This window comes from Photobacterium makurazakiensis, assembly GCF_050336715.1.
Classification (GTDB): Bacteria; Pseudomonadota; Gammaproteobacteria; order Enterobacterales; family Vibrionaceae; genus Photobacterium; species Photobacterium makurazakiensis.
The window spans coordinates 1-20,658 of sequence record NZ_JAKJSJ010000089.1 but is presented as its reverse complement, the minus strand read 5'-3'; the positions used below and the strand labels follow the sequence as shown (position 1 = coordinate 20,658).

The window sequence follows — 20,658 nt, the reverse complement described above, 5'->3', positions numbered from 1 at the left end:
GATCATAAGTATATAGTATTTTAATATATTAAAGTACATTGTTAAAAATGGGGTCAAACTTTTTCAAGGAGGCTCCTATCAAGGATACCTTTAAAAAGTTTGATGCCATATCCGCCAATAAAAATGACATTAGGGTTTGAGCAAACGAAGTGCAGCCAAACCGATATTAAGCCCAAAAAGAGCTTGTCCAGTGCTCGATGCTTATCTTTTAGTGCATTGGGTTTGCGATAGGATTGTGTGTCAGGAACGGAAGCGAACAGAAATAGTGATCTGCAGTTGAGGAACGAAACAGCAGATCACTATTTCGTCTTGAGCTGCGTTATCGACACGAGCGAAGCGAAAAGCCGTTTCATCATGTTTCGTTATGCCGCTTGAGGAACGAAAGCCGGCACAACGAAACATGATGAATGTCTAGCGTAGCTAGACTGTCGCCCAAATAAAGAGAGGTGTAGCCACTATCATTCATGTAGCCGTTAAAATGCAAAAACCCTTGCAAAAAGACCGTCTGCTTATGGGGATTATGTTCAATTAGCCAGATCACTATAAAAAAAGAGGGTTTGATACTTTAAAGAACGACTAACCCTAAAAATTGACAGAGAAATAGGAAAAGAGTAGAAAAAGTGGGAGGGATAATTTTGTAATTTAATTACAGTTTACTGCTCGAAATATATCCGCACAAAATACCGTTAATTTCACGCCAAAATCAAAGCTAAATGCCTAAAATTAACAATGTTCACCTAAACCGAAATTTTAAACCAAAAAGGTGAACATTGCTAAAAATTATAAATCACTCATTAAGAATAGCTAAAACACGAAATAACTTATCGATACCGATATAGCCGACCTCTAAGCTCCAAGCATTCTGGTTATGCCATTTAGAGATTCGAGCTAAACGGTGATCATCATCGCCTTTCTTATTCACAGTTACATTTTGGTCATAGCGACCATGATTGCACTTCTCTATATCATACACTTTAGCAATCGCTTCCAGTTCCAAGTCAGTATTACGCTTCTGAGCAACATTTTTTTCATGCTCGTCTTTCAAGCCAGCCATTTTTTGCAAAACTGCTGCTAGGTTGGCATCAATTAGTCGTGCATTCAGATCTGAACAGATTGCCTTATCGGATTTTTTTAGCGAGCTTCCGATTTTATCAAAGCTTTGTATATGTCTTAAACCATTTGGGTGACGATAGCAAAGTGACCACTGTTCGATATTCTCACGGTAGGCAGTGTTGCAGCGAATATACAGATTAAGAGTAGCGTTATACAAATAGTGTCCTAACTGATCACGATCATCACTAAGCAATTGGTGATAAATCCAGTAGCCGTCCAGTCCTTTAGCGATAGCCTCTAAGCGTTCACGATTAATAGGGTTTTCATTTCTCATGGTGTCACTCCCTTGGCTAGTTGGTGAGCCTAAGCGAAACCAACTAGCCATCGATTTTTAATTACCGTATAAATATTTTTGCTCTAGGTCATAAAGCCAATTTTTAAGGCTCTCTTGCTGCTTTCCTGACACTTGATAACGTCTATCGGGGTTCTCGTTGCCCTGTTCAATCATATCCTCTAAAGCCTTTTTCATGGCTTCTAGTTGGCTTTGATTCGCAAAGAACGGGTTGCCTTTTAAAAGCATATAACCAGTATTATTTGTTCGTGCTCGAATGAGGTTTTTAAGGTGTGGGACTGTCGTTTTCATGGCGCATAGCTCCTTGCTTTGCAGCTCGTTAGAGCTGCAAAGCGATTAAATGATTTATGATGCTATTTTGTAAGTAGTCATTTTTTGAGGTGTACTAGAGCCATGTTTTGCACGAATCTGATCCATTGTGTGCGACTGACGGTTATAGCTTTTAAACTCAGCAGGGCGGTAATACCATTGCTTTTTATTTTTCGACCAGTAGCAGCCGATCCCGCCCTCTTTACGTCCTAAAATGTCTTTGTGTGGTTTTGTATCTCCGCTAATCCAGATCCAATTACCGCACACCTCTACTATTAAACCTTCTAGCTCAAATAGGCGGTTGAGTACGTTCTGAATTTCTTCACCATAGTTATTAGCTTTAAAGCCTTGTGTTGGCTCAACGGTTTTTGTTCCCTTTTCACCTAGCGATTTAAGAAAATTGTACGCTTCGTTAATCGCTTGCATGATAGCTGTACCGCCTTTGTTTTTATCAGGGTGAAATTTGATACACGCCACTTTATACGCTTTTTTAATTTCTGCCTGAGTTGCTTTTTCACTGATATTCAGTAGGTTAAACGCATCATTAATATTCATAACTTGCCATCCTTTCGGGTTAGCCCATACGGGCTTTTGATTGATTTTAAGAGTTTAGGCTTTTCCTTAACCCTTAAATTAAGTATAGAATAATGACCGAAAGGCGCCAGTAAATAGCGTAGAAAAATGACCGTTTTTAAATATCAAAAAGGCATATTGATATAGCACTTTAATATATTAAAGTGCTATATTTGATTGTTTAAAATCCGTAGAAATACCCCTGATATTCACAGTTTTCGCTAGGGTCTAAATCTTCGTATTTTGCATTAGGATTGAATGAAAATTTAAGCGGGTATTTCAGCCCTACGCTACCATGCAAGCTTATCCCTTTTTCTCTGAGCGCTTGGCTATTGTCACTCTTTTCTAGCTCTATCACTTCCTGAGCGCTTAGATTTCGCCTTGCAACCCATTCAAAGCATTCAACTCCCCCGAAATACCCATTACCTATATATGATGATTCTGAGATAGGTTTCTCGCCTTTAGGCTCAAGCATGTAAACGGTTTTGTTGGCGTTGGGGTGATCTTTTGCGAAAATATTAGCGATGCTTTCGCCTTTGTCAGCGGTCTTAAATGAGAACAAACCCATAATATGCCTCTTTGGTTGTCTGTAGTGGACAGAGAAGGCGGGACACATCTATTTTGACAGATACCATCAATACAATTAGGACAAGGCATTTTTACGCTCTCCGTTGTTTCTATCCCGCTCATCGAGCGGGAAAGCATCGATTCTTAATACTCGCTAGGAAGTAAAACAGTGGTTGCTGATCTGTCTGCTTCCGTGATGATGTAGATTGGCTTGTTGTTGAAATGATATTTAGCTAAGATTCTGCCGCCATGCTCTAGCGCTTTGTCATTGACTTCTTTATCTTCTGAGCACAAATCACCCCAATCTGCGTTTTGGTAACGTCTCATAAACTGACTAAGAAGCTCAGGCTGACCACCACACAATGCACTTACACCTCTTGTCATTACTGTTGTACCTAATTCTAAATTTTTCATAACTTGCCATCCTTTCGGGTTAGCCCATACGGGCTTTTTGTTTTGGTTTTAAGAGTTTAGACTTTCCCTTAACTCTTAAATTAAGTATAGAATAATGGCCGAAAATCACCAGTAAATAACATAGAAAAATGACCGATTTTTAATATCAATAAAGCATAATGATATAGTTTATTAATATATGAAAGTGCAAAGGGGTAACCCCATAATGACCATTCAGATCTGAAATTTGCCACGGGTGAAGGACTAGCCCCGCAGGGATAAGCGAACCCTCAAGAGTTGATATTTGCGACTTTGGCGGGTGAGCGAAAACAGAGCGAAGCGACTGCATAGTTGAACAATGAGAGAAACATCCCCTTTCCTGCTAAGCCTAGCCTCGCAGAGACTTTGCCAGTACCAAGGCGCTTAATGCTACTGCAACCCGTCTCGGCTTGATGTAGCTCGTTCTAGGGGCTTATTTAAGGGTATTTGTCTTTGAATAGAAGTGCGTTGGGTTTGCGACAGGATTGTGTGTCAGGTGTCGGAAGACATATAGTTTTGTCGATTCCAATAAAGATTGTTAATTTACAATAAAGATTGATCGTTTTTTGGCAGTATCTAGCAGACGGGGGAAGGTAAGCTACAACACTTTTGCCCCATTATTTGCTAGACCTTTTACTCGTTCACATCCTTTTCATGGGCTTTTCCCCTACAAAAACTTATCCATTCTTCTAGTGGTGTTCGTTTGTAAACCCCAGTGTTGTATTACGGGGGTAAATTCCAAGAATAGGCGAAATTTGTCTAGGAGATCGGTGGAGGTCCAACTCACTTAACTCGGTGTCCAAAACTGACGGTGCGGATCACTTTTCCTACCCCCTCTCTCCAAAATTTGAGTAAATACCTCTTTTCAAAGCTCTCTACGGTAAGTGGTTTGGAGTATTTAAATCCTTGAACTCTTGACACATTCATAGAGTTACAAGCTCTGTGTTGCTCAGGAGTTTCTATTCCCTCAGCAATAATCTCATAGTTAAGTGAGCGTGCAAATGCACAGATGGCTTCAAACAACTGCCGAGAAGTGTGAACTTCGATATCCTTTAAAAAGCTGCGATCAATTTTGATAATATCGATTGGAAAATATTTGAGATGAGATAAGGATGAATAGCCAGTACCAAAATCATCAATGGCGATTTGAATACCTAACCGACTGAGCTCGTTTAACGTTTTCGAAGCGTTGCCTTTCGGGAGTAAACAGTTTTCAGTAATTTCAAACTCAATGTGAGAAGCACCGACTCCATACAAATGCAAAAATGCAGCAACCCTTTCGACCAGTTGAGGAGCGGATAGTTGTTTCGGAGAAAGGTTCACTGCTAACGTAAAAGACTCAGGAAAGACGCATGCTGTTCGCCATATCGACATTTGCCTAATCGCCGTTTCAATCACCCATTCACCAATATTCTCAATGAGCCCAGACTCTTCTGCAATTGGAATAAATACGTCTGGTGGGACGAAGCCTAGATCTGGATGATACCAACGAATCAACGCTTCGGCGCCAACAAGTCGCATTGATTTGTCAAATTGAGGTTGATAATGTAATTCGAATTCCTCTTTTTGTATGGCTTGCTTAAGGTTACTTTCAATGCGTAAACGTTGATCAACCTCATCATGAAAGGCTTTACAATAGTACTGTGCCTGTTTTCGACCTTTCTCTTTTGCCCTGTATAGCGCGATATCTGAACACTTTCTCAACTCTAATGAGTTTGATGCACACTCAGGATAACTGGCTACCCCGATGCTAATTGAAACCTCAATACATTGCTGGTCAATGTTGAAATTACTTTCAAACGCAGAGAGTATACGTCGTACAATTAAGTCAACCTGCTCTTCAGACGCTAAGTTAGTTGCAATCACTGCAAACTCGTCACCTCCTATACGAAATAGAGAATCACTATCTCGAGTGTTGTATTGAAGTCTTTGTGCTACTTCCTGTAAAACATGATCTCCCGTGACATGTCCATATTGGTCATTGATGTCTTTAAAACGATCCACATCGATGAGCAAGAGCGCTAAAGGTGTTTGACTGCGTGAAGCCATGAGTAAAAATTTCTTTAAGCGTTCATCAAAAAAGTGTCGATTAAATACCCCTGTTAACGTATCAGTCTCAGCCAGTTGTTTTAGCTGAGTGTGAGTCTCGAGTACCTTTTGCTCTAAAAAGTAGCGCTCTGTTGCGATGACAATCGCTCTTCTCAAGCGGATCGAAGAAATTTCATTTTTCATCACGAAGTCTTGAGCACCCATCTCAATACACTTCAAAGCCAACTCTTCGTCATTACTATGGCTGAGCATGACAATAGACGTGGAAAAATCCGAATTTGATTTGAGTGCAATGAGCACTTCCATCCCCGTTGATGGTGGCAGTTGATAGTCCAGTAAAATCACATCAAAAGATTGTTTAAGGGCTTTGTCTAACCCTTCATGATCAGTTTGCGCTTCTTCTATTATCGAGATAGGCAAATCTGTACTACGCAATGTTTTCTTAATTGCAAGTCTATCGATGGTATCGTCATCAATAATTAATACTTTCATATGCTGCCGCCATGAGTCATTGAACTGGTAATTCTACGATGCGCCAGTAGTTATCTAAAAAAGCAAGAACTTCATTAAAGTCCTGGCTCACCGAAGATTTGACCATGTAACCTGCGATATTTTTTTCATACGCTGCCGTAATTTCTTCATCTCTTCTCGAGGTAGTTAGCACAAAAATCACTAGAGAGCAGAGCTCATCATCTCTTCTCACTTCACCAAGAAATTCAAGCCCATTCATTCGAGGCATGTTTAAATCGAGAAGCACAATACAAGGGGGAGGTATTTCCCCATTTCGCAAGCATTCTAAGGCTTCTATTCCATCTCTAGCTCGGTAAATAGGGTTAAGTAACTTCAAAGTGTTGAGTGCTCGCTCGATGCCCATTGCATCAATATCATCGTCTTCCACTAAGAGAATATTAACAGGTTTACATTCAGGGGATGTCATGAGGCTTCCTTAACGAGTTCGGGGCTATTTTTGGGCCATGAAAAATGAAAAGCACATCCTCCGAATGAGCTAGAGCCGATAGAATAATGGCATGAGTATAAATCCAGAACTTTCTTGATAATAGAAAGACCTAAACCACTTCCTTCAACAGTGTCTCTCGGTTGTAAGGTATGAAACAATTCAAACACTCTCTCCCTGAATTGTTCTGGGATCCCTGGTCCATCATCTTCAACCACAAACTGATACATGTCTCCGATATCCTCTCCTGAGACATAAATGGTTCCTATTTCCTTGTGGTGATGTTTGACGGCGTTGCTGATTAAATTACGAAGTATTAATTCAAGAGGTGTAGTTAATGTCTCAAACTCTCCGATATGGTTGTGGCAAACCAAAGAGATCTTACGTTGGGGAGAAATAAGTTCTAATGTCTCTTCACAATATTGCTCGAGATTAAATCTCCCTAGCTGGCCAGGCTTACGCCCCACACGAGAGTAAGCGAGTAAATCATCCAACAGTTTTTCCAACCTCTGCACGCGGTTGCTCAGCAAAGACGCATATTGTTCTGTTTGAGGGGTTAAAAACTCCGATAATTCCTCGATTAACCAAGTCACTAGCTGGGAAATGCCGCGTAAAGGGGCTTTCAGATCATGAGAGGCGACATAGGCGAACTGATCAAGTTCTCTATTTGCCTCTTGCAATGCTTGATTTCTGACCTGAAGGTCTTTTGTGACCGTTTCTAACTTGTCTGTGCGCAATTGTAAATCTTTGGTTAAATGCTTTGCATACTCATCGACTCGCTCTTTTTCACGAACCAACATGAGAAATAGGATAAATAACAAGACATCCACGATAATACCGAAGATAAGAATAAGCAGAGGTTGAGTGGTATTTTGCTGCGCTTCAAACAACGGCGAACTTTGAATAACGAAGGTCCAAACTCTACCGTATATATTCAACTCTAGAGTTTGTGTAAAGTGCGGATCTGAATGATGGCGCATGTTTGATACATTAAGATCACTGTACAGTAATTCTTGATTATCATAGAGACTGAAATTCACAAGTCGTTTCTCTCCAGAGAGAGTCCCGTTCATCAATTTATTTACAATAAATGGGGCGTAAACTAAACCTAAGAAACCATCTTTTGTATCTCCGTAGTACTCAGGAACTTCATCAGAAAACCAGGGGGCATAAAACAGAAACCCCGGCGCCTTTTCTGAGTCTTGAACTAAGGTAATTGGAGCAGTGATGGTGGCTGTATTTGTTAATCTGGCGTTTTTGGCTGCGGTGTATCGGTTGTTTTCATGTGCCATGTCTAGTCCCACGGCCTTTAGGTTATTTTGCATTGGTTCAATGTAGGTAATAGGCCAATATTCGGAAGCAGTTCGAGCAGGATGCGGCATATATTCAGACAGTTGCTTTCTTTGCCATTCTAAATACCCCTTTATTTTGTTATCAGGAACGTAGTGAATAACACCAATACCGTTGATGCCTGGAAAGTGTCGAGGGACATCAAACTGGTCAGCAAAAATTTTCCAGTCTGCTCTTGAGGCAGGCGCTTGATACATATGTAAGGCTGACACTCCTGCGAGCAGTGCCTCCTCATATTTCGACATCCGCTCTTGTACGAGTTCGACCAACTGATGGGCTTGAAACTCAAATTGAGTTTTTGCTTTTTGTTCCACCTGACTCGAGGTTACCGCCCAAGCGGTAAGAGTGAGCACGGCTGACAAAAAAAGTACAAGCCAATGATACCAATGGAGTGTACTTGCCCGTTGAGTCAATAAAGTTATCGTCAAAATTTAACTAACCTTTGTAATTATTATATGTAATATCAACATAATTGATTATTAAATTATATGCAAATATGTTCTTTTTTTATGTTTTCTTGTTTGATTTTATGGCGGGTGGGGTTCAACATACGGTAAATCCACTCGTTACTGAGATTGGTCAGGTCATAACGGGAAATGCTCAAGGGAGAAAAATGGATAAAGAAATCACCGTTTTTGATAGCTCTGGCATTGCCATTCAGGATCTATTTGTCGCAGCAAAACTATTAGATTTGGTCGATAGAAAGGCTGCTGAATAATTTAGTCTGTCCAGTTGTGTTCACATACTAAAAGTGACTTTGCCATACCTAAAGTAATTCATGAAAAACTACATTAGCAAAGTCACTAGCAAACTTTTGTCCAGAACCTTCACTGTTGGCACTTCGTAACACAGAAGTGCCCCTTTATCATCTAGAGCAAAGATTCTAACCCACTTTAGTCTGCAATATTTTTCAGCCCCCTAACTGCATAGCCATTCAATTTCCTCATCTAAACTTATTAAGGCCACTTCTAAAGTTAGACGGGAGGTCAATTATGTGGACGAAGAAAGGTCACTTAACTGGGCAGAAAAAGCCCTTCAAGCTCGAAGACATCTGGCGAATTCGCACTAGACTAGAAATCGAAGGCAATATCATGGAGTTGGCCCTGCTCAATCTCGCCATCGATTGTAAGCTCCGTTCTTGTGACTTGCTAAGAATGAAAGTTAGAGATATATCTTCTGGTGGCGTCATTCAAGATCGTGTTCTTTACAGCCAAAGCAAAACTGGTCGAGAGGTACAGTTTGAGATCACTTCCCGCACAGCACAATCCTTGACTCAATGGTTAATACGCAGCCAATTATCTGCACCAGATTATCTTTTCCCAAGCCCTCGCAAACAAGGTAAGCCAATGAGTTATAGCTGCTATGCCACCATTATTCGCCGCTGGGCAACTGAACTTGGCTACGATCCTTATCTTTATGGTACGCACTCAATGCGCCGTACCAAAGCGACGTTAATCTATGCTCGCACCAAAAACATTCGGGCTGTTCAGCTGTTACTTGGTCACGTGAAGCTAGATAATACAATTCGATATTTGGGGGTCGAGATAGAGGATGCGCTGAACATCTCTGAAGGGATAGACTCATAACTAGGTTAGACACTGAATTCAAATTATGTCGATCTTGAGTTGAATAAATATTGTGTCTTTATTTCAATGCTTTATGCTAACTATCAACTGATCAAGTGTCGCATTTACTCATATGCATGTGCCGTATTTATTCCTATGGCAACAGGGTTGAGTTATAATCTGAACACTTAGGAAATTAGGAGGTTCAAATGACAGCCGTTGACCGTATTTATCAAAAGATAAAGCGTTCAAGACGTTATGTGTTTGAGCGCAAAGACTTTGATGGCTTTGCTAGCTACGATCAAATTGGTCGTGCGCTAAAGCAACTAGTCAAAAAAGGTGAGTTAATCAAGCTTGGCTATGGTCTATACACCAAGGCAAGGATTAACAGCTTAACGGGCAAACCCATGCCTACGAACCCTGGGGGGAGCGATGCCCTGATGCGCGAGATATTAAAGATGAAAGGCGTCGATTTTGAGATGGACAACCTATCTTTGCAAAGCCTATCAGGTGAAAGCACCCAAATCCCATCATCCGTTCAATACTCATGGAATCCCAAACAATTTAATCGCAAATTGGTTGTTGGTAACCGAGTGTTGAATTCACCGAGTTAATATGGAAAAACTAAAGCAACAGTTTCTTGAGGTTTCCGATGCACTTGAGCTCGGAAACCCTGCCATTATTGAAAAAGATTACTGGGTAGTTGCCTTGCTTTCTGAGCTAGCAGAAGTGAAGCCTGACTCTCACCAAATGGTCTTTTCTGGCGGTACAGCTCTGGCAAAGTCAAACGTTAAAATTCTGAGAATGTCAGAAGACGTAGACATTAAATTGATCCCTAAGCAAGCGTTTGATGAACTGAGCCGCGCAAAAAAGAAAGCAGCTCGTAAGGCATGCATCAACGGTATTGAACAGGCGATCACTCGGTCAGAGCGATTTACGGTTGAAGCGCGTAGTGTAAGTGATGAATATCGCTATGTTGAGTTGGAACTCCGATACCCGCAACAGTTTAGCCAAGCGCCATGTCTTCGCCCCATTATCAAACTGGAGTTAATGGAGACAATCCCACTGTTTGATGCAGAGCCTCGTAGCATTCAATCACTGGTCGCAGAGCTGTATAAACAACCACCAGAAGTGAAGGGGTTTGATTGCGTTTCTATCCATGCCACGTTGGTTGAAAAAATCATATCAATGTTGCGCCGCACAATGTCAGTCAAGCGCGATGCACAGCGTAAGGATGATGCCACCCTTGTGCGCCATATCTATGATGTTTACTGCATTCTAAAGACCGAAGAACAGACAGAACACCTCGACCTGACAGCACTTACAGCGTTATTTAAAACTGTGTTGGAAGAAGATATTGTGCGTTTTGGTAATCAGCATGCAGAGTTTGTTGCCACTCCAAAACAAGAGCTACAACTCGGATTGCAAGAACTTGAAGAAAACCCTGTTTTCCGCCATCGCTTTCAAGACTTTGTCACTCCTATGGTGTTTAACACCGAACCTCATGATTTTGATACCTGCTTTGCCTCCTTTAAATGCATTGCAGCGTCGCTAATTAAAACAATTTAACATTACTCGAGAACAACTTAATGCCACACACACCAATCAACCAAGATGAGATCAACAAAGCCGTATGGGCTGCCTGTGACACCTTCCGTGGCACTGTTGATCCCTCTATCTACAAAGACTTCATCTTAACCATGCTGTTCTTGAAGTACATCTCTGACGTACACCAAGACAAATTTGATGAGCTTTCCAAGCAGTTTGATGGCAATGAGCAGATGATCGCCGCCATGATGTCAAAACAGTCCTTCAAAATTCCAGCAGGCGCGACCTTCTGGGACTTGTACGAAGCGCGTTTTGAAGCTGGCAACGGTACGCGCATAGATACTGCATTACACGCGATTGAAGAAGCCAACGGCACTAAGCTAAAGAACGTATTCCAAGACATCAGCTTTAACACTGACAAACTCGGTGATGAAAAGCAGAAAAACGATATTCTGCGCCACCTGTTAGAAGACTTTGGTAAAGACACACTTAACCTGCGCCCAAGCTGCGTTGGTTCACTGGACGTGATTGGTAACGCCTACGAGTACCTCATCAAACACTTCGCTGCTGGCAGCGGTAAATCGGCTGGCGAATTCTATACTCCGCCAGAAGTATCTGATCTTCTTTCCATTATCCTAGAGCCGCAGCCAGGCGACAGCATCTGTGACCCTGCATGTGGCTCAGGCTCACTATTGATGAAGTGTGGTAAGCAAGTACAAAACAACTTTGCTGGTTCTAAGCAGTACGCACTGTTCGGCCAAGAAGCGATTGGTTCAACGTGGTCACTAGCGAAGATGAACATGTTCCTGCACGGTGAAGATAACCACCGCATTGAATGGGGCGATACGATCCGCAACCCTAAACTACAAGACAAAGACGGTGGTCTGCTGCACTTTGATGTGGTTACGGCGAATCCCCCGTTCAGCCTTGATAAGTGGGGCTTTGAAGATGCCGCTAACGATCACTTTGGTCGCTTCCGTCGTGGCATCCCACCTAAGACCAAAGGCGACTATGCGTTTATATCGCACATGATTGAAACGCTTAAACCGCAAACAGGTCGCATGGGTGTGGTTGTACCTCATGGCGTACTATTCCGCGCTTCATCAGAGGGTAAAATCCGTAAACAGCTTATCGATGAAAACCTGCTAGACGCCGTCATCGGTCTACCTGAAAAGCTGTTTTTTGGTACAGGCATCCCTGCCGCCATTCTTATCTTCAAAAAGCAGAAAGACGATAACAAGGTGCTGTTTATTGATGCCTCTCGTGAGTTCAAGTCGGGTAAGAACCAAAACCAGCTTACGCCTGAGAACATTCAGAAGATTGTTGATACTTACAAGGCGCGTGAAACTACCGATAAATACTCATACCTAGCGTCGCTAGAAGAAATTGCCGAGAACGATTACAACCTCAACATTCCTCGTTATGTGGATACCTTTGAGGAAGAAGAAGAGATCGACCTAGTTGCTGTACGTACTGAACGTTTAGCGCTACAAAATGAGTTAGCTGATCTAGAAGCAGAGATGGCGGGTTACCTAGAGGAGCTAGGTTATGGTGCCTAATGGTTGGAGTATAGTTAAACTAGGTGATGTTTTAACGCTTGGTAGTGGTGATACGAAACCGACTGACTTGCAAAAAGAGTTTTCTGATGATTCGCCATACCCTGTCTATGGCGGAAACAACATCATGGGGTACTCTAGTCACAAAAACTCTTCAGATTCTGTGATTTTAATTGGACGTGTCGGCGAATATTGTGGTGTAACACGGTACATTGATAAAGCATGTTGGATTACTGATAACGCCTTATATACCAAATCAGTATCTTCTGATATCGACAAAGAGTATTTGGTTAGCAAGCTTAAAAAGTTTGACTTATCTAGACTTAGAAATAAAGGGGGACAGCCACTTGTCTCACAGAAGCCTATTTATGCTGTAAAGCTGCCAATGCCACCACTCCCAGAACAACGCAAAATCGCCAAAATCCTCTCAACATGGAACAAAGCGATTTCCACCACTGAAAAGCTGATTGAAACCAGCAAGCAACAGAAAAAAGCTCTGATGCAGCAGCTTTTGACGGGTAAAAAGCGTTTGGTTAATCCTGAAACGGGTAAGGTGTTTGAGGGGGAATGGGATCGTTACTCGATGTCAGATCTGGTGCTTATCGATAGGAAGTCTCTTGGCAAAAAAACACCAGATGATTTTGAATTTCAATACATTTCGTTGTCTGATGTCGATGTTGGTTCAATATCAAAAGTGCTGGAAGTACATAAATTTGCAGATGCCCCATCTCGTGCACGAAGAGTCATACAAGAAGGTGATATCTTGCTATCGACTGTTCGCCCTAACTTAAAAGGATTTGCCAAGGTGTCTGGAAAGCACACCGATTGCATTGCTTCAACTGGTTTTTCTGTATTGACCCCTAAAAAACGTGTGAGTGGGGATTACATTTTTCAATACATTTTTAGCTCTCATGTAACTGGTCAAATTGACAGCTTGGTTGTGGGTTCCAACTATCCTGCAATCAACTCATCTGATGTTGCTGGTTTAAAAGTGTATTGTCCGACTTACGAAGAGCAACAAAAAATCGCCTCAGTCCTTACTGCTGCCGATAAAGAAATCGAAATACTGGAAGCCAAGCTTACTCACTTTAAACAAGAGAAAAAGGCACTAATGCAGCAGTTGTTAACGGGTAAGCGCCGTGTGAAAGTGGATGAAGATGTTGCGGCGTAACGCGTCTCTTAACTCTCAACTAATGAGTGACGCTGTGCGCCACTCATTATTGCCGTTATCAAAACTAGGTATTACACAATGTTAGTGTTTAACTGCACCAATGCCGCTGCGGACTTTTTCACTGTAAAGCGCAATGGCAAAAAAGTCTCCCCATTAGAAGCGCCGCCGACGGATTCGGTCAGTGGAACTGAAGCCATGAATGTGTTGAATACCCCTACAGTACCCATCAGTGCTTGGTTGGTGCACGCGGTCAACGTTCGACGCAAAAAAGTGCTAATTGCCATGCATGTCGAAACCCGCTACGCCATGGTGTTTGTCGGCATTCAAAAAGGGGATTGGCTCGAGTTTACTAATCAACTGCTGGAACGGCTGTTTAACAACATGCAGTTCTTTGGTGAAGAGTTCGAAATGTGCGATGAAGAGAGCTTTGACGAGATGTTCAATGAGTTCATCAAACTTCATCCTAGACCATTCTTTTGTCAACGCGGTGACCGCAGTGTACAAAGCCACATAAATGATGTTGCTTGGCAATTTGAAGACCGAGTGTACCGAATCGGTTCCCTACCCAAGGGGCATGAACAGTGCGCTGAATTTGATGAGTGGATCAACAGTTTAATTCGCTCGACCAAACAAAAGAAAGACTACTTTCACCCTGACGAAGAGATGTTCATTGATTGGATGCAGACCTACAGCGAATTGGGCGACAACGAGGACAAGCTCATCCGCCAGTTATTTGGATCTCTACGCCGACAGATGATGCACGCCGAAATGGTTAAACGTGGCATTCCAGATGACAGCTATCTGGACGAGATGAATGCGGAACTCAACCAAGCAATCGATGAATTTTACCAAGAGATTGCCCCTGACACGCAGAGCGAAGACATTCCCGATAACGTCATCGACTTCAATCAGGCCAAAAAACGCAAACTACATTAAAAGTAAAAGCAACAATTAAAACAAAAATGACTCAATAATAAGGGACGACAATGTCAGGCAATTTACCCAACTTCCGAGAAGAACAAAGCGCAAAAATTCCCGCGTTAACCTTGCTCACCAATCTTGGCTATCAGTTCATTTCACCGAGCGAGTGCGTGTTGAAACGTGGCAATCTTTCCACGGTCATTTTGCCTGATGTACTGCGTGATGTACTGAAACACAAAACCTTCTCGTTTATGGGTAAAGATCGCCAGCTATCAGAGGCTGCGATGGATAAAATCGTCCATGAGCTTGCCAACCCTGCGATGAATGAAGGGTTAAAAGCGGCGAATGAAAAGCTGTATAACGCCCTCACCTACGGCATTAGCGTGACCGAGTTTGTCGAAGGTAAAAAAGCCAACCCAACCATTGATATCATTGATTGGCAAAACCCAGAAAACAACCAGTTCCATTTTACTGAAGAGCTTGAAGTTGAAAATGCGCATGGTACGGGTAAGCGTATTCCCGATATTGTCTGCTTTGTGAATGGCCTACCTTGGGTGGTGATTGAAGCCAAGCGCCCAGACTCCTCGCATGAGGGCAAGCCAACGGTGGCCGAAGGTATTTCACAAAACATCCGCAACCAAAAAGTCGATGAGATCCCACACCTGTTTGCCTACAGTCAATTACTTATGTCGGTGAACGGAAATGAAGGTTTATACGGCACCTGCGGCACACCGAGTAAGTTTTGGGCGAAGTGGAAAGAAGAAGATATCACCGATGCCACCTTCGCACGCCTTAAAAACACACCATTGACACCAGAGCAGCTAGATAAACTGTTTGCGCACCGCCCAGCCAAAGTTCGTGATGAGTACCTATCGTTGATTTCTGGCGGTGATTTAATGGTGACTGACCAAGACCGCTTGTTGGTATCACTACTTCGTCATGACCGCCTTCTGGAAATGACCCAACTCTTCACATTATTTGATAAAAAAGCGGGCAAAATCGTAGCGCGTTATCAACAGGTCTTTGGCATTAAAGCCCTGATTGAGCGTGTTACTTCTTTCGATGAGAAAGGCGCACGTAACGGCGGCGTTATTTGGCACACCACGGGTTCAGGCAAGTCCTTTACCATGGTGTTCTTATCCAAGGCACTGATTTGGATTAAAGAGCTCGCCAAGTGCCGTGTGGTGGTGGTTACTGACCGTGTTGATTTGGAAGATCAGCTAGCACGAACGTTTGCCTCTGGCGGTGCACTGTCTGAGAAAGATCGTAAAACTGCCATGGCTACAACAGGCCGCCGCTTAGCGGAGCAAATCGGCAAAGGCAACGAGCGCATCATCTTCTCTATCATCAACAAGTTTGGCACCGCAATTGAACTTCCAGAATGTTATAACGACAGCCCTGACATGATTGTGCTGGTTGATGAAGGCCACCGCAGCCAAAACGGTGAAAACAACATTCGAATGCAACAAGCGTTGCCAAAAGCCGCTTACATTGGCTTTACGGGGACACCGCTACTGCAAGACGATAAGACCGAAAACAAGTTCGGTAAAATCATCCACTCGTACACCATGCAACAAGCAGTGGAAGATAAAACCGTTACCCCGCTGCTGTATGAAGAGCGTGTGCCAGAGCTCAGCACCAACGACAAAGCGCTCGATGCTTGGTTTGATCGCATCACCGATAAGCTGACCGAAAAACAGCGTACCGATTTGAAGAAGAAGTTCGCTCAGAAAGGTCAAATCTATCAAACCGAGGGTCGTATTGAGCTTATCACTCATGACATTTCTGACCACTTCCAAAACTTTAAGCGCCAAGGGTTAAAGGGTCAGCTTGCTTGTGACTCAAAAGCCTCTGCTATCCAATACAAGAAGCTTCTTGACCAAATTGGCAAAGTGACTTCGGTTGTCGCTATGTCACCGCCAGACACCCGTGAAGGGCACGATACGGTCGATGGTGAAAGCAAAGACATGGTGCAAAATTGGTGGAAGGATAATGTCGGCAACGAAGATGAAAAAGCCTACACCAAACGCATCATTGAAGAATTCGCCAAAGACGATGGCCCCGATTTGATGATCGTGGTAGATAAGCTTCTAACAGGCTTTGATGAACCAAAGAACACGGTGCTGTACATCGATAAGCCGCTGAAACAACATAACCTTATCCAAGCCATCGCTCGTGTGAACCGTCTGCATCAGAAGAAAGAGTTTGGTTACCTCATCGATTACCGTGGCATCTTAAAAGAGCTCGATGCCACCATTGCGGACTACCAAGACTTGGCCGAGCGTACCCAAGGTGGTTTTGATATCGATGACCTTAAAGGCTTATACAGCCGTATGGACACCGAATATAAGAAGCTGCCAGGTCTTTATAGTGAGTTGTGGGCAATTTTCGCTGAAGTACCAAATAAACAAGATGGCCCTGCTCTGCGTCAGGTTCTTGCACCTAAGATTGACACTATCGATGGACAGCTCACTGATACCAATCAGAAGAAGCGTGAAGACTTCTACGCGACGTTAACGGCTTTCTCCAACTGCCTAAAAGTGGCTCTGCAATCCGCCACCTACTTCGAAGATAAAAGCTTCGACGATAAACGCGAACTCTACAAAAAAACACTTAAGTCTATGGCTGAACTGCGCAAGCAGGTACGTGAAGATGCCGAGGAAACCATTGATTACGACGAGTACGCTGAGAGTATTCGCACCATGTTAGACAAGCACATCGGTGGCGTTGAGATCCAAGAGTCTAAAGGCGCGTATCTGGTAGGTAGCATGGGTAAAGATGTTAAGCCAGAACAACTGAGTGATGATGAAGCGCGTAACAAAAAGGATGCGATTACAGGTCGTGTGACTAAGATGATTGAGCAAGACCTTGCCGATGACCCATACGCCCAAGAATACTTTTCGAAGCTGCTGAAACAAGCGATTCAACAAGCCAAAGAGATGTTTGATGCACCTGTTAAGCAATATCTCCTATTTGCTGATTTTGAACAGCAAGTGAAAGAGCGCAAAGTCGAGGGGTTACCAACCGATCGCTTCGCAGAGCTAGACCCCAAAATTAAGCGTCATGTACAAGCTTACTTTGGTCTGTTTTTGAAACATGAAACAGCAGGAGCACAGCTCACTGAAGATCAATACTTTAATTACGCGTTAGAGATTGACGAGAAAGTGCGCAAGGCCGTCGCGGAGTTCTCCATCAACCCTGTAGAAATCGAAAACCAGATCAGCCTTGAGATTCTTCCGTTACTGTTTGCCGATCTTGGCGTCGATAAGGCTCAGATCTTGGTCGACGAAATTGTACAAATCACTCGATTAGGTTTGGCGGGTCACCATTAATGACATCGGTCAGCTCAAAAGAAGGCAACAAAGAAGAATACAGCTTCATCTACGGCGATGAGGCTGTCAGCTATGAAGTCGTTCGCAAACCAAACGTGCAAGCCACTTCGGAGCAAAAAGTAAGGCGTAAAATCACAATTAAGGTTCACCCCAATTGTGAGGTGATCGTAACCGCTCCTGAAGACGCTGAGCGCGAGGATATTCATCAAGCCGTTATGAAGCGTGCCAAGTGGGTTTATGATGCGCTTAAAGAGTTCAGAGGCCACTTAGAGTATGTGCAGCCCAAGCAATACATCAGCGGTGAAATGCAATTCTACCTCGGTCGCCGCTACGTATTAAAAATCATCGAAGATGCCGATGCCCTACCCTCAGTAAAAATGACACGCGGCAAATTACTGGTCACCTTGACCAGGTTTAACGAAGACAAAACCGCCATGGTTCGAGCGCTAGTAAAGAACTGGTACAAGGTTCGCGCTGAGCGGGTGTTCCATGAACGTCTATCGGAGTTACTGCCCCAAACTAAATGGGTTGACGGCATCCCTAGCTTTCGGGTTCTGCCAATGACAAAACAATGGGGAAGCTGCTCAGCCAAAGGGAGCTTAATGCTTAATCCTCACCTCATCAAAGCGCCAAAAGAGTGTATTGATTACGTGATTTTGCATGAGCTTTGCCATATCGCAGAACACAACCACAGTGAGAAATTCTGGCGCTTATTAACAAGCGTGATGCCTAATTGGAAAGCAGTAAAAGCCCGTTTAGATGGGATGGCTGAGTTGTATTTGAATGAATAAGGATTGTTGAAATGAGATGCCCAACTTGTGAAAAGCATATTGGCTGGGACTGGCTAGAAGATGAATGCATCGAACCAAAAGAAGCCTTTGACTGCCCACATTGCGATGAAACCCTGCGTTATGAAGTGGATGAAGGCACATACCTTGGTGCTTAGCATATAACGATTGAAGTTGTGGATGATTAAATGAAATTGAGCGTGCTCAGATGTTGAGTATCTATTCATTTTTAGTGTTTTTTTATGGTGTGGTTTTCAGGGTAAGGTATACTAGCGTTGAATATTTGCTCTAACCAATAAATGTCCATTTTTTGGCTCTTTGAGAATGGTAAACCTCTGAAAAACGATCAAACTTTAGCTTCAAAAATAGCCAGTTCTACCAGTTTTAAGTGCAAAACCGATCAAACATTATTGTCTCCTGACAAAAAGCCTGCCTGCAAAAAGCGTAGGGGAAATCGCCCTTAAAATTTCCTTTTTACGTATCAACTCTGCAAAGCTAAGCGCAACTGCTTTTTGTACTGGGTCATGGGGAACAATTGAAGTGCTCATGCTATACCTCATTCAGATCTGAAATAATTAGTTGTAATACGCCTTTCGATATTCATCGCTATTATCATCTTCTTTTCTTATCATGTGCTCTATCGTCCACAACGCAAGTTCCTCGGTATCGCCTAGCCTCACTAACGTTTCAAAGTGCTGTTTTTCATCCTCATTAAGCTGTTCTTTGACAAGAGTCAGATCCATACCTGAACGTAAAAACATAATACCTCCTTAGTTAACTAATGTATTAAAGAACTATTTTTTCAAAAAAAGAACGGTAAATACCGAAGTTAAAAGTACCAGTGAAAATGTTATAAAAATCAGTCCATAAAAGGCATTTGATGGCTCACTCATCACTAAGCTCATAGCTAAAAGTAATCCGATTGCACTAAATAAAGTGATCAGTGCTTTGATAAAATCTCTGGCTTGAAAATCATTTTTGTTGGTAATTTGGTGGTATGCAGCACAAGCAACAATGCAACTAATAGAGACTGCAATTACTCTCCAAGCCGCTTCAAGGTTTACGTTACTAGAGAACAATAAGCAGATGCCAATCAGTGATAACCAAGTGATTATCGTAGCGGCGTTTAATGCCCTATCAATTCTAGCTTTCATCTTGAGCCACCATAAAGCGCTCATGCTCTAACACTCTAACGCTTTCACCATTTGCTGAAAAATGAAGGTCTTGAACTTCACCACCGTTAGCAATAACAAATTCCCTTAGCTTTTGTTGTCCTTGGTCGCTTGCTACCTCCTGACGGACTAGCTCACTCGCTAGCGCTTTCAGTCCATTCATTTGCGAAGTTGCAATATTCAAATCTGAAAAAGATACGCTTAGTTTCATGTGCCTAGCCCTCTCAGTTAATCACCGGATTAATGACAAAATTTGTAATGCTTGCTAACTGCTCAGCTTCGTGTTTGCTGTAACAAACTTCGACCATTTCTTTGTTGCCATCAAAAACACCTGAGATAAACCACACTTCGGCTTCTTCACTTGTTGTTTCAACAAGCTCTGAGTAACCGGCTTCATTTCTCTCACAGTAGAACCCTTTAGCTTCTGTAAATTCATATTTTAGTTGCCACTGGTTCGAGGGGGTTGGTGATAACCAACAATGATGATCAAACATCACTTTTGTTATTTGAGACAAGTGGTACTCTTTCATCGCCTCATCTATCACTTTTTTGCTATGTTCTCTCGCTTTTTTTATGTCCGTGTAAATACCAATTAGCTCTGACCCGGTATCTTTACTGAATCCGAATACCCCCCACTTTTTTTCTTCCTTATACAGCGCAACATCAAAAGGTAAAACAGAGTAATACCCTTTACTGGATTCTGAGGTTGATAAAGCTTCAATTTTTGCATGTTGATACATAGTCCATCCTTTCGGGTTAGCCCTTAAAGGGCGTTTAATTAAGACCGTTTTAATTAACTAAATCAAGTATAGAATAATGACCGAAATACACCAGTACAAAACATATAAGAATGACCGCTTTTTAATATCAATAAAGCATAATGATATAGTTTATTAATATATGAAAGTGCAAAGGGGTAACCCCATAATGACCATTCAGATCTGAAATTTGCCACGGGTGAAGGA

The 20,658-nt window shown here is 42.6% G+C and carries 23 protein-coding genes; 10 read left to right on the top strand and 13 right to left on the bottom strand.

The genetic code is table 11. From position 1 onward, the window contains the following. Positions 1-787 precede the first annotated feature (787 nt). From L4D09_RS26785 to L4D09_RS26750, 8 genes are all read right to left on the bottom strand, one after another. Positions 788-1,438 (bottom strand): hypothetical protein, encoded by a 651-nt coding sequence (locus tag L4D09_RS26785; RefSeq protein WP_428460594.1) that lies wholly within the window; start codon positions 1,436-1,438, stop codon positions 788-790. A 6-nt stretch (positions 1,439-1,444) separates the two neighbouring features. Next, positions 1,445-1,696 carry a hypothetical protein gene (locus L4D09_RS26780; RefSeq protein WP_428460593.1) on the bottom strand — a complete coding sequence of 84 codons (252 nt, stop codon included), beginning with the start codon at positions 1,694-1,696 and terminating at the stop codon, positions 1,445-1,447. 54 nt (positions 1,697-1,750) lie between these two features. Beyond that, entirely contained in the window at positions 1,751-2,269 is a 519-nt protein-coding gene (locus tag L4D09_RS26775; RefSeq protein ID WP_428460592.1) for a J domain-containing protein, read from the bottom strand. A gap of 199 nt (positions 2,270-2,468) precedes the next feature. Beyond that, a complete protein-coding gene (locus L4D09_RS26770) occupies positions 2,469-2,855 on the bottom strand; it encodes a hypothetical protein (RefSeq protein WP_428460591.1) in 387 nt (128 codons plus the stop codon). A 143-nt stretch (positions 2,856-2,998) separates the two neighbouring features. After that, positions 2,999-3,268, bottom strand: coding sequence for a type I restriction endonuclease subunit M (locus tag L4D09_RS26765; RefSeq protein ID WP_428460590.1), 270 nt, complete (start codon positions 3,266-3,268; stop codon positions 2,999-3,001). An 801-nt stretch (positions 3,269-4,069) separates the two neighbouring features. Beyond that, a complete protein-coding gene (locus L4D09_RS26760; RefSeq protein WP_140326808.1) occupies positions 4,070-5,827 on the bottom strand; it encodes a two-component system response regulator in 1,758 nt (585 codons plus the stop codon). A gap of 16 nt (positions 5,828-5,843) precedes the next feature. Next, the gene (locus tag L4D09_RS26755; RefSeq protein WP_025590354.1) at positions 5,844-6,272 is read right to left on the bottom strand and encodes a response regulator; all 429 of its coding nucleotides are present in this window, start codon (positions 6,270-6,272) and stop codon (positions 5,844-5,846) included. Continuing rightward, a complete protein-coding gene (locus tag L4D09_RS26750) occupies positions 6,269-7,954 on the bottom strand; it encodes a CHASE domain-containing protein (protein WP_244813324.1) in 1,686 nt (561 codons plus the stop codon). The genes L4D09_RS26755 and L4D09_RS26750 overlap by 4 nt, the downstream gene beginning before the upstream one ends. 182 nt (positions 7,955-8,136) lie before the next feature. Here L4D09_RS26750 and L4D09_RS26745 point away from each other — a divergent pair, with 182 nt between their 5' ends. The 10 genes from L4D09_RS26745 to L4D09_RS26700 all read left to right on the top strand — a co-directional run bounded on the left by L4D09_RS26745 (position 8,137) and on the right by L4D09_RS26700 (position 18,679). Next, positions 8,137-8,358 carry a hypothetical protein gene (locus L4D09_RS26745; protein WP_428460589.1) on the top strand — a complete coding sequence of 74 codons (222 nt, stop codon included), beginning with the start codon at positions 8,137-8,139 and terminating at the stop codon, positions 8,356-8,358. A 274-nt stretch (positions 8,359-8,632) separates the two neighbouring features. Beyond that, positions 8,633-9,226 carry a tyrosine-type recombinase/integrase gene (locus L4D09_RS26740; RefSeq protein WP_005391099.1) on the top strand — a complete coding sequence of 198 codons (594 nt, stop codon included), beginning with the start codon at positions 8,633-8,635 and terminating at the stop codon, positions 9,224-9,226. A 188-nt stretch (positions 9,227-9,414) separates the two neighbouring features. Beyond that, positions 9,415-9,819: a DUF6088 family protein gene (locus L4D09_RS26735; protein WP_005391098.1), complete on the top strand. Its 405-nt coding sequence runs from the start codon at positions 9,415-9,417 to the stop codon at positions 9,817-9,819. Position 9,820: 1 nt separating this feature from the next. Further along, positions 9,821-10,774 carry a nucleotidyl transferase AbiEii/AbiGii toxin family protein gene (locus tag L4D09_RS26730; protein ID WP_102424391.1) on the top strand — a complete coding sequence of 318 codons (954 nt, stop codon included), beginning with the start codon at positions 9,821-9,823 and terminating at the stop codon, positions 10,772-10,774. A gap of 20 nt (positions 10,775-10,794) precedes the next feature. Next, the gene (locus L4D09_RS26725) at positions 10,795-12,312 is read left to right on the top strand and encodes a type I restriction-modification system subunit M (RefSeq protein WP_428460588.1); all 1,518 of its coding nucleotides are present in this window, start codon (positions 10,795-10,797) and stop codon (positions 12,310-12,312) included. Beyond that, positions 12,302-13,480, top strand: coding sequence for a restriction endonuclease subunit S (locus L4D09_RS26720; protein ID WP_428460587.1), 1,179 nt, complete (start codon positions 12,302-12,304; stop codon positions 13,478-13,480). Before L4D09_RS26725 ends, L4D09_RS26720 begins: the two co-directional genes overlap by 11 nt. Before the next feature lie 78 nt (positions 13,481-13,558). Next, a complete protein-coding gene (locus tag L4D09_RS26715) occupies positions 13,559-14,416 on the top strand; it encodes a DUF6933 domain-containing protein (RefSeq protein ID WP_428460586.1) in 858 nt (285 codons plus the stop codon). Between the two features lie 50 nt (positions 14,417-14,466). After that, complete coding sequence (locus tag L4D09_RS26710) at positions 14,467-17,733, top strand: type I restriction endonuclease subunit R (RefSeq protein ID WP_428460585.1); 3,267 nt, start codon at positions 14,467-14,469, stop codon at positions 17,731-17,733. Further along, positions 17,733-18,524 (top strand): M48 family metallopeptidase, encoded by a 792-nt coding sequence (locus L4D09_RS26705; protein WP_428460584.1) that lies wholly within the window; start codon positions 17,733-17,735, stop codon positions 18,522-18,524. The genes L4D09_RS26710 and L4D09_RS26705 overlap by 1 nt, the downstream gene beginning before the upstream one ends. 11 nt (positions 18,525-18,535) lie before the next feature. Beyond that, positions 18,536-18,679: a hypothetical protein gene (locus L4D09_RS26700; protein ID WP_428460583.1), complete on the top strand. Its 144-nt coding sequence runs from the start codon at positions 18,536-18,538 to the stop codon at positions 18,677-18,679. Positions 18,680-18,928: 249 nt separating this feature from the next. Here L4D09_RS26700 and L4D09_RS26695 read toward each other — a convergent pair whose 3' ends face one another. From L4D09_RS26695 to L4D09_RS26675, 5 genes are read right to left on the bottom strand one after another with little or no spacing between them, the layout of a single operon-like run. Further along, positions 18,929-19,069, bottom strand: coding sequence for a hypothetical protein (locus tag L4D09_RS26695; protein ID WP_428460582.1), 141 nt, complete (start codon positions 19,067-19,069; stop codon positions 18,929-18,931). 27 nt (positions 19,070-19,096) lie between these two features. Then, positions 19,097-19,282, bottom strand: coding sequence for a hypothetical protein (locus L4D09_RS26690; protein WP_428460581.1), 186 nt, complete (start codon positions 19,280-19,282; stop codon positions 19,097-19,099). Positions 19,283-19,315: 33 nt separating this feature from the next. After that, complete coding sequence (locus tag L4D09_RS26685; RefSeq protein WP_428460580.1) at positions 19,316-19,675, bottom strand: hypothetical protein; 360 nt, start codon at positions 19,673-19,675, stop codon at positions 19,316-19,318. Further along, a complete protein-coding gene (locus L4D09_RS26680) occupies positions 19,665-19,904 on the bottom strand; it encodes a hypothetical protein (RefSeq protein ID WP_428460579.1) in 240 nt (79 codons plus the stop codon). The genes L4D09_RS26685 and L4D09_RS26680 overlap by 11 nt, the downstream gene beginning before the upstream one ends. Before the next feature lie 13 nt (positions 19,905-19,917). Continuing rightward, entirely contained in the window at positions 19,918-20,433 is a 516-nt protein-coding gene (locus L4D09_RS26675; RefSeq protein WP_428460578.1) for a hypothetical protein, read from the bottom strand. Positions 20,434-20,658 lie beyond the last annotated feature (225 nt).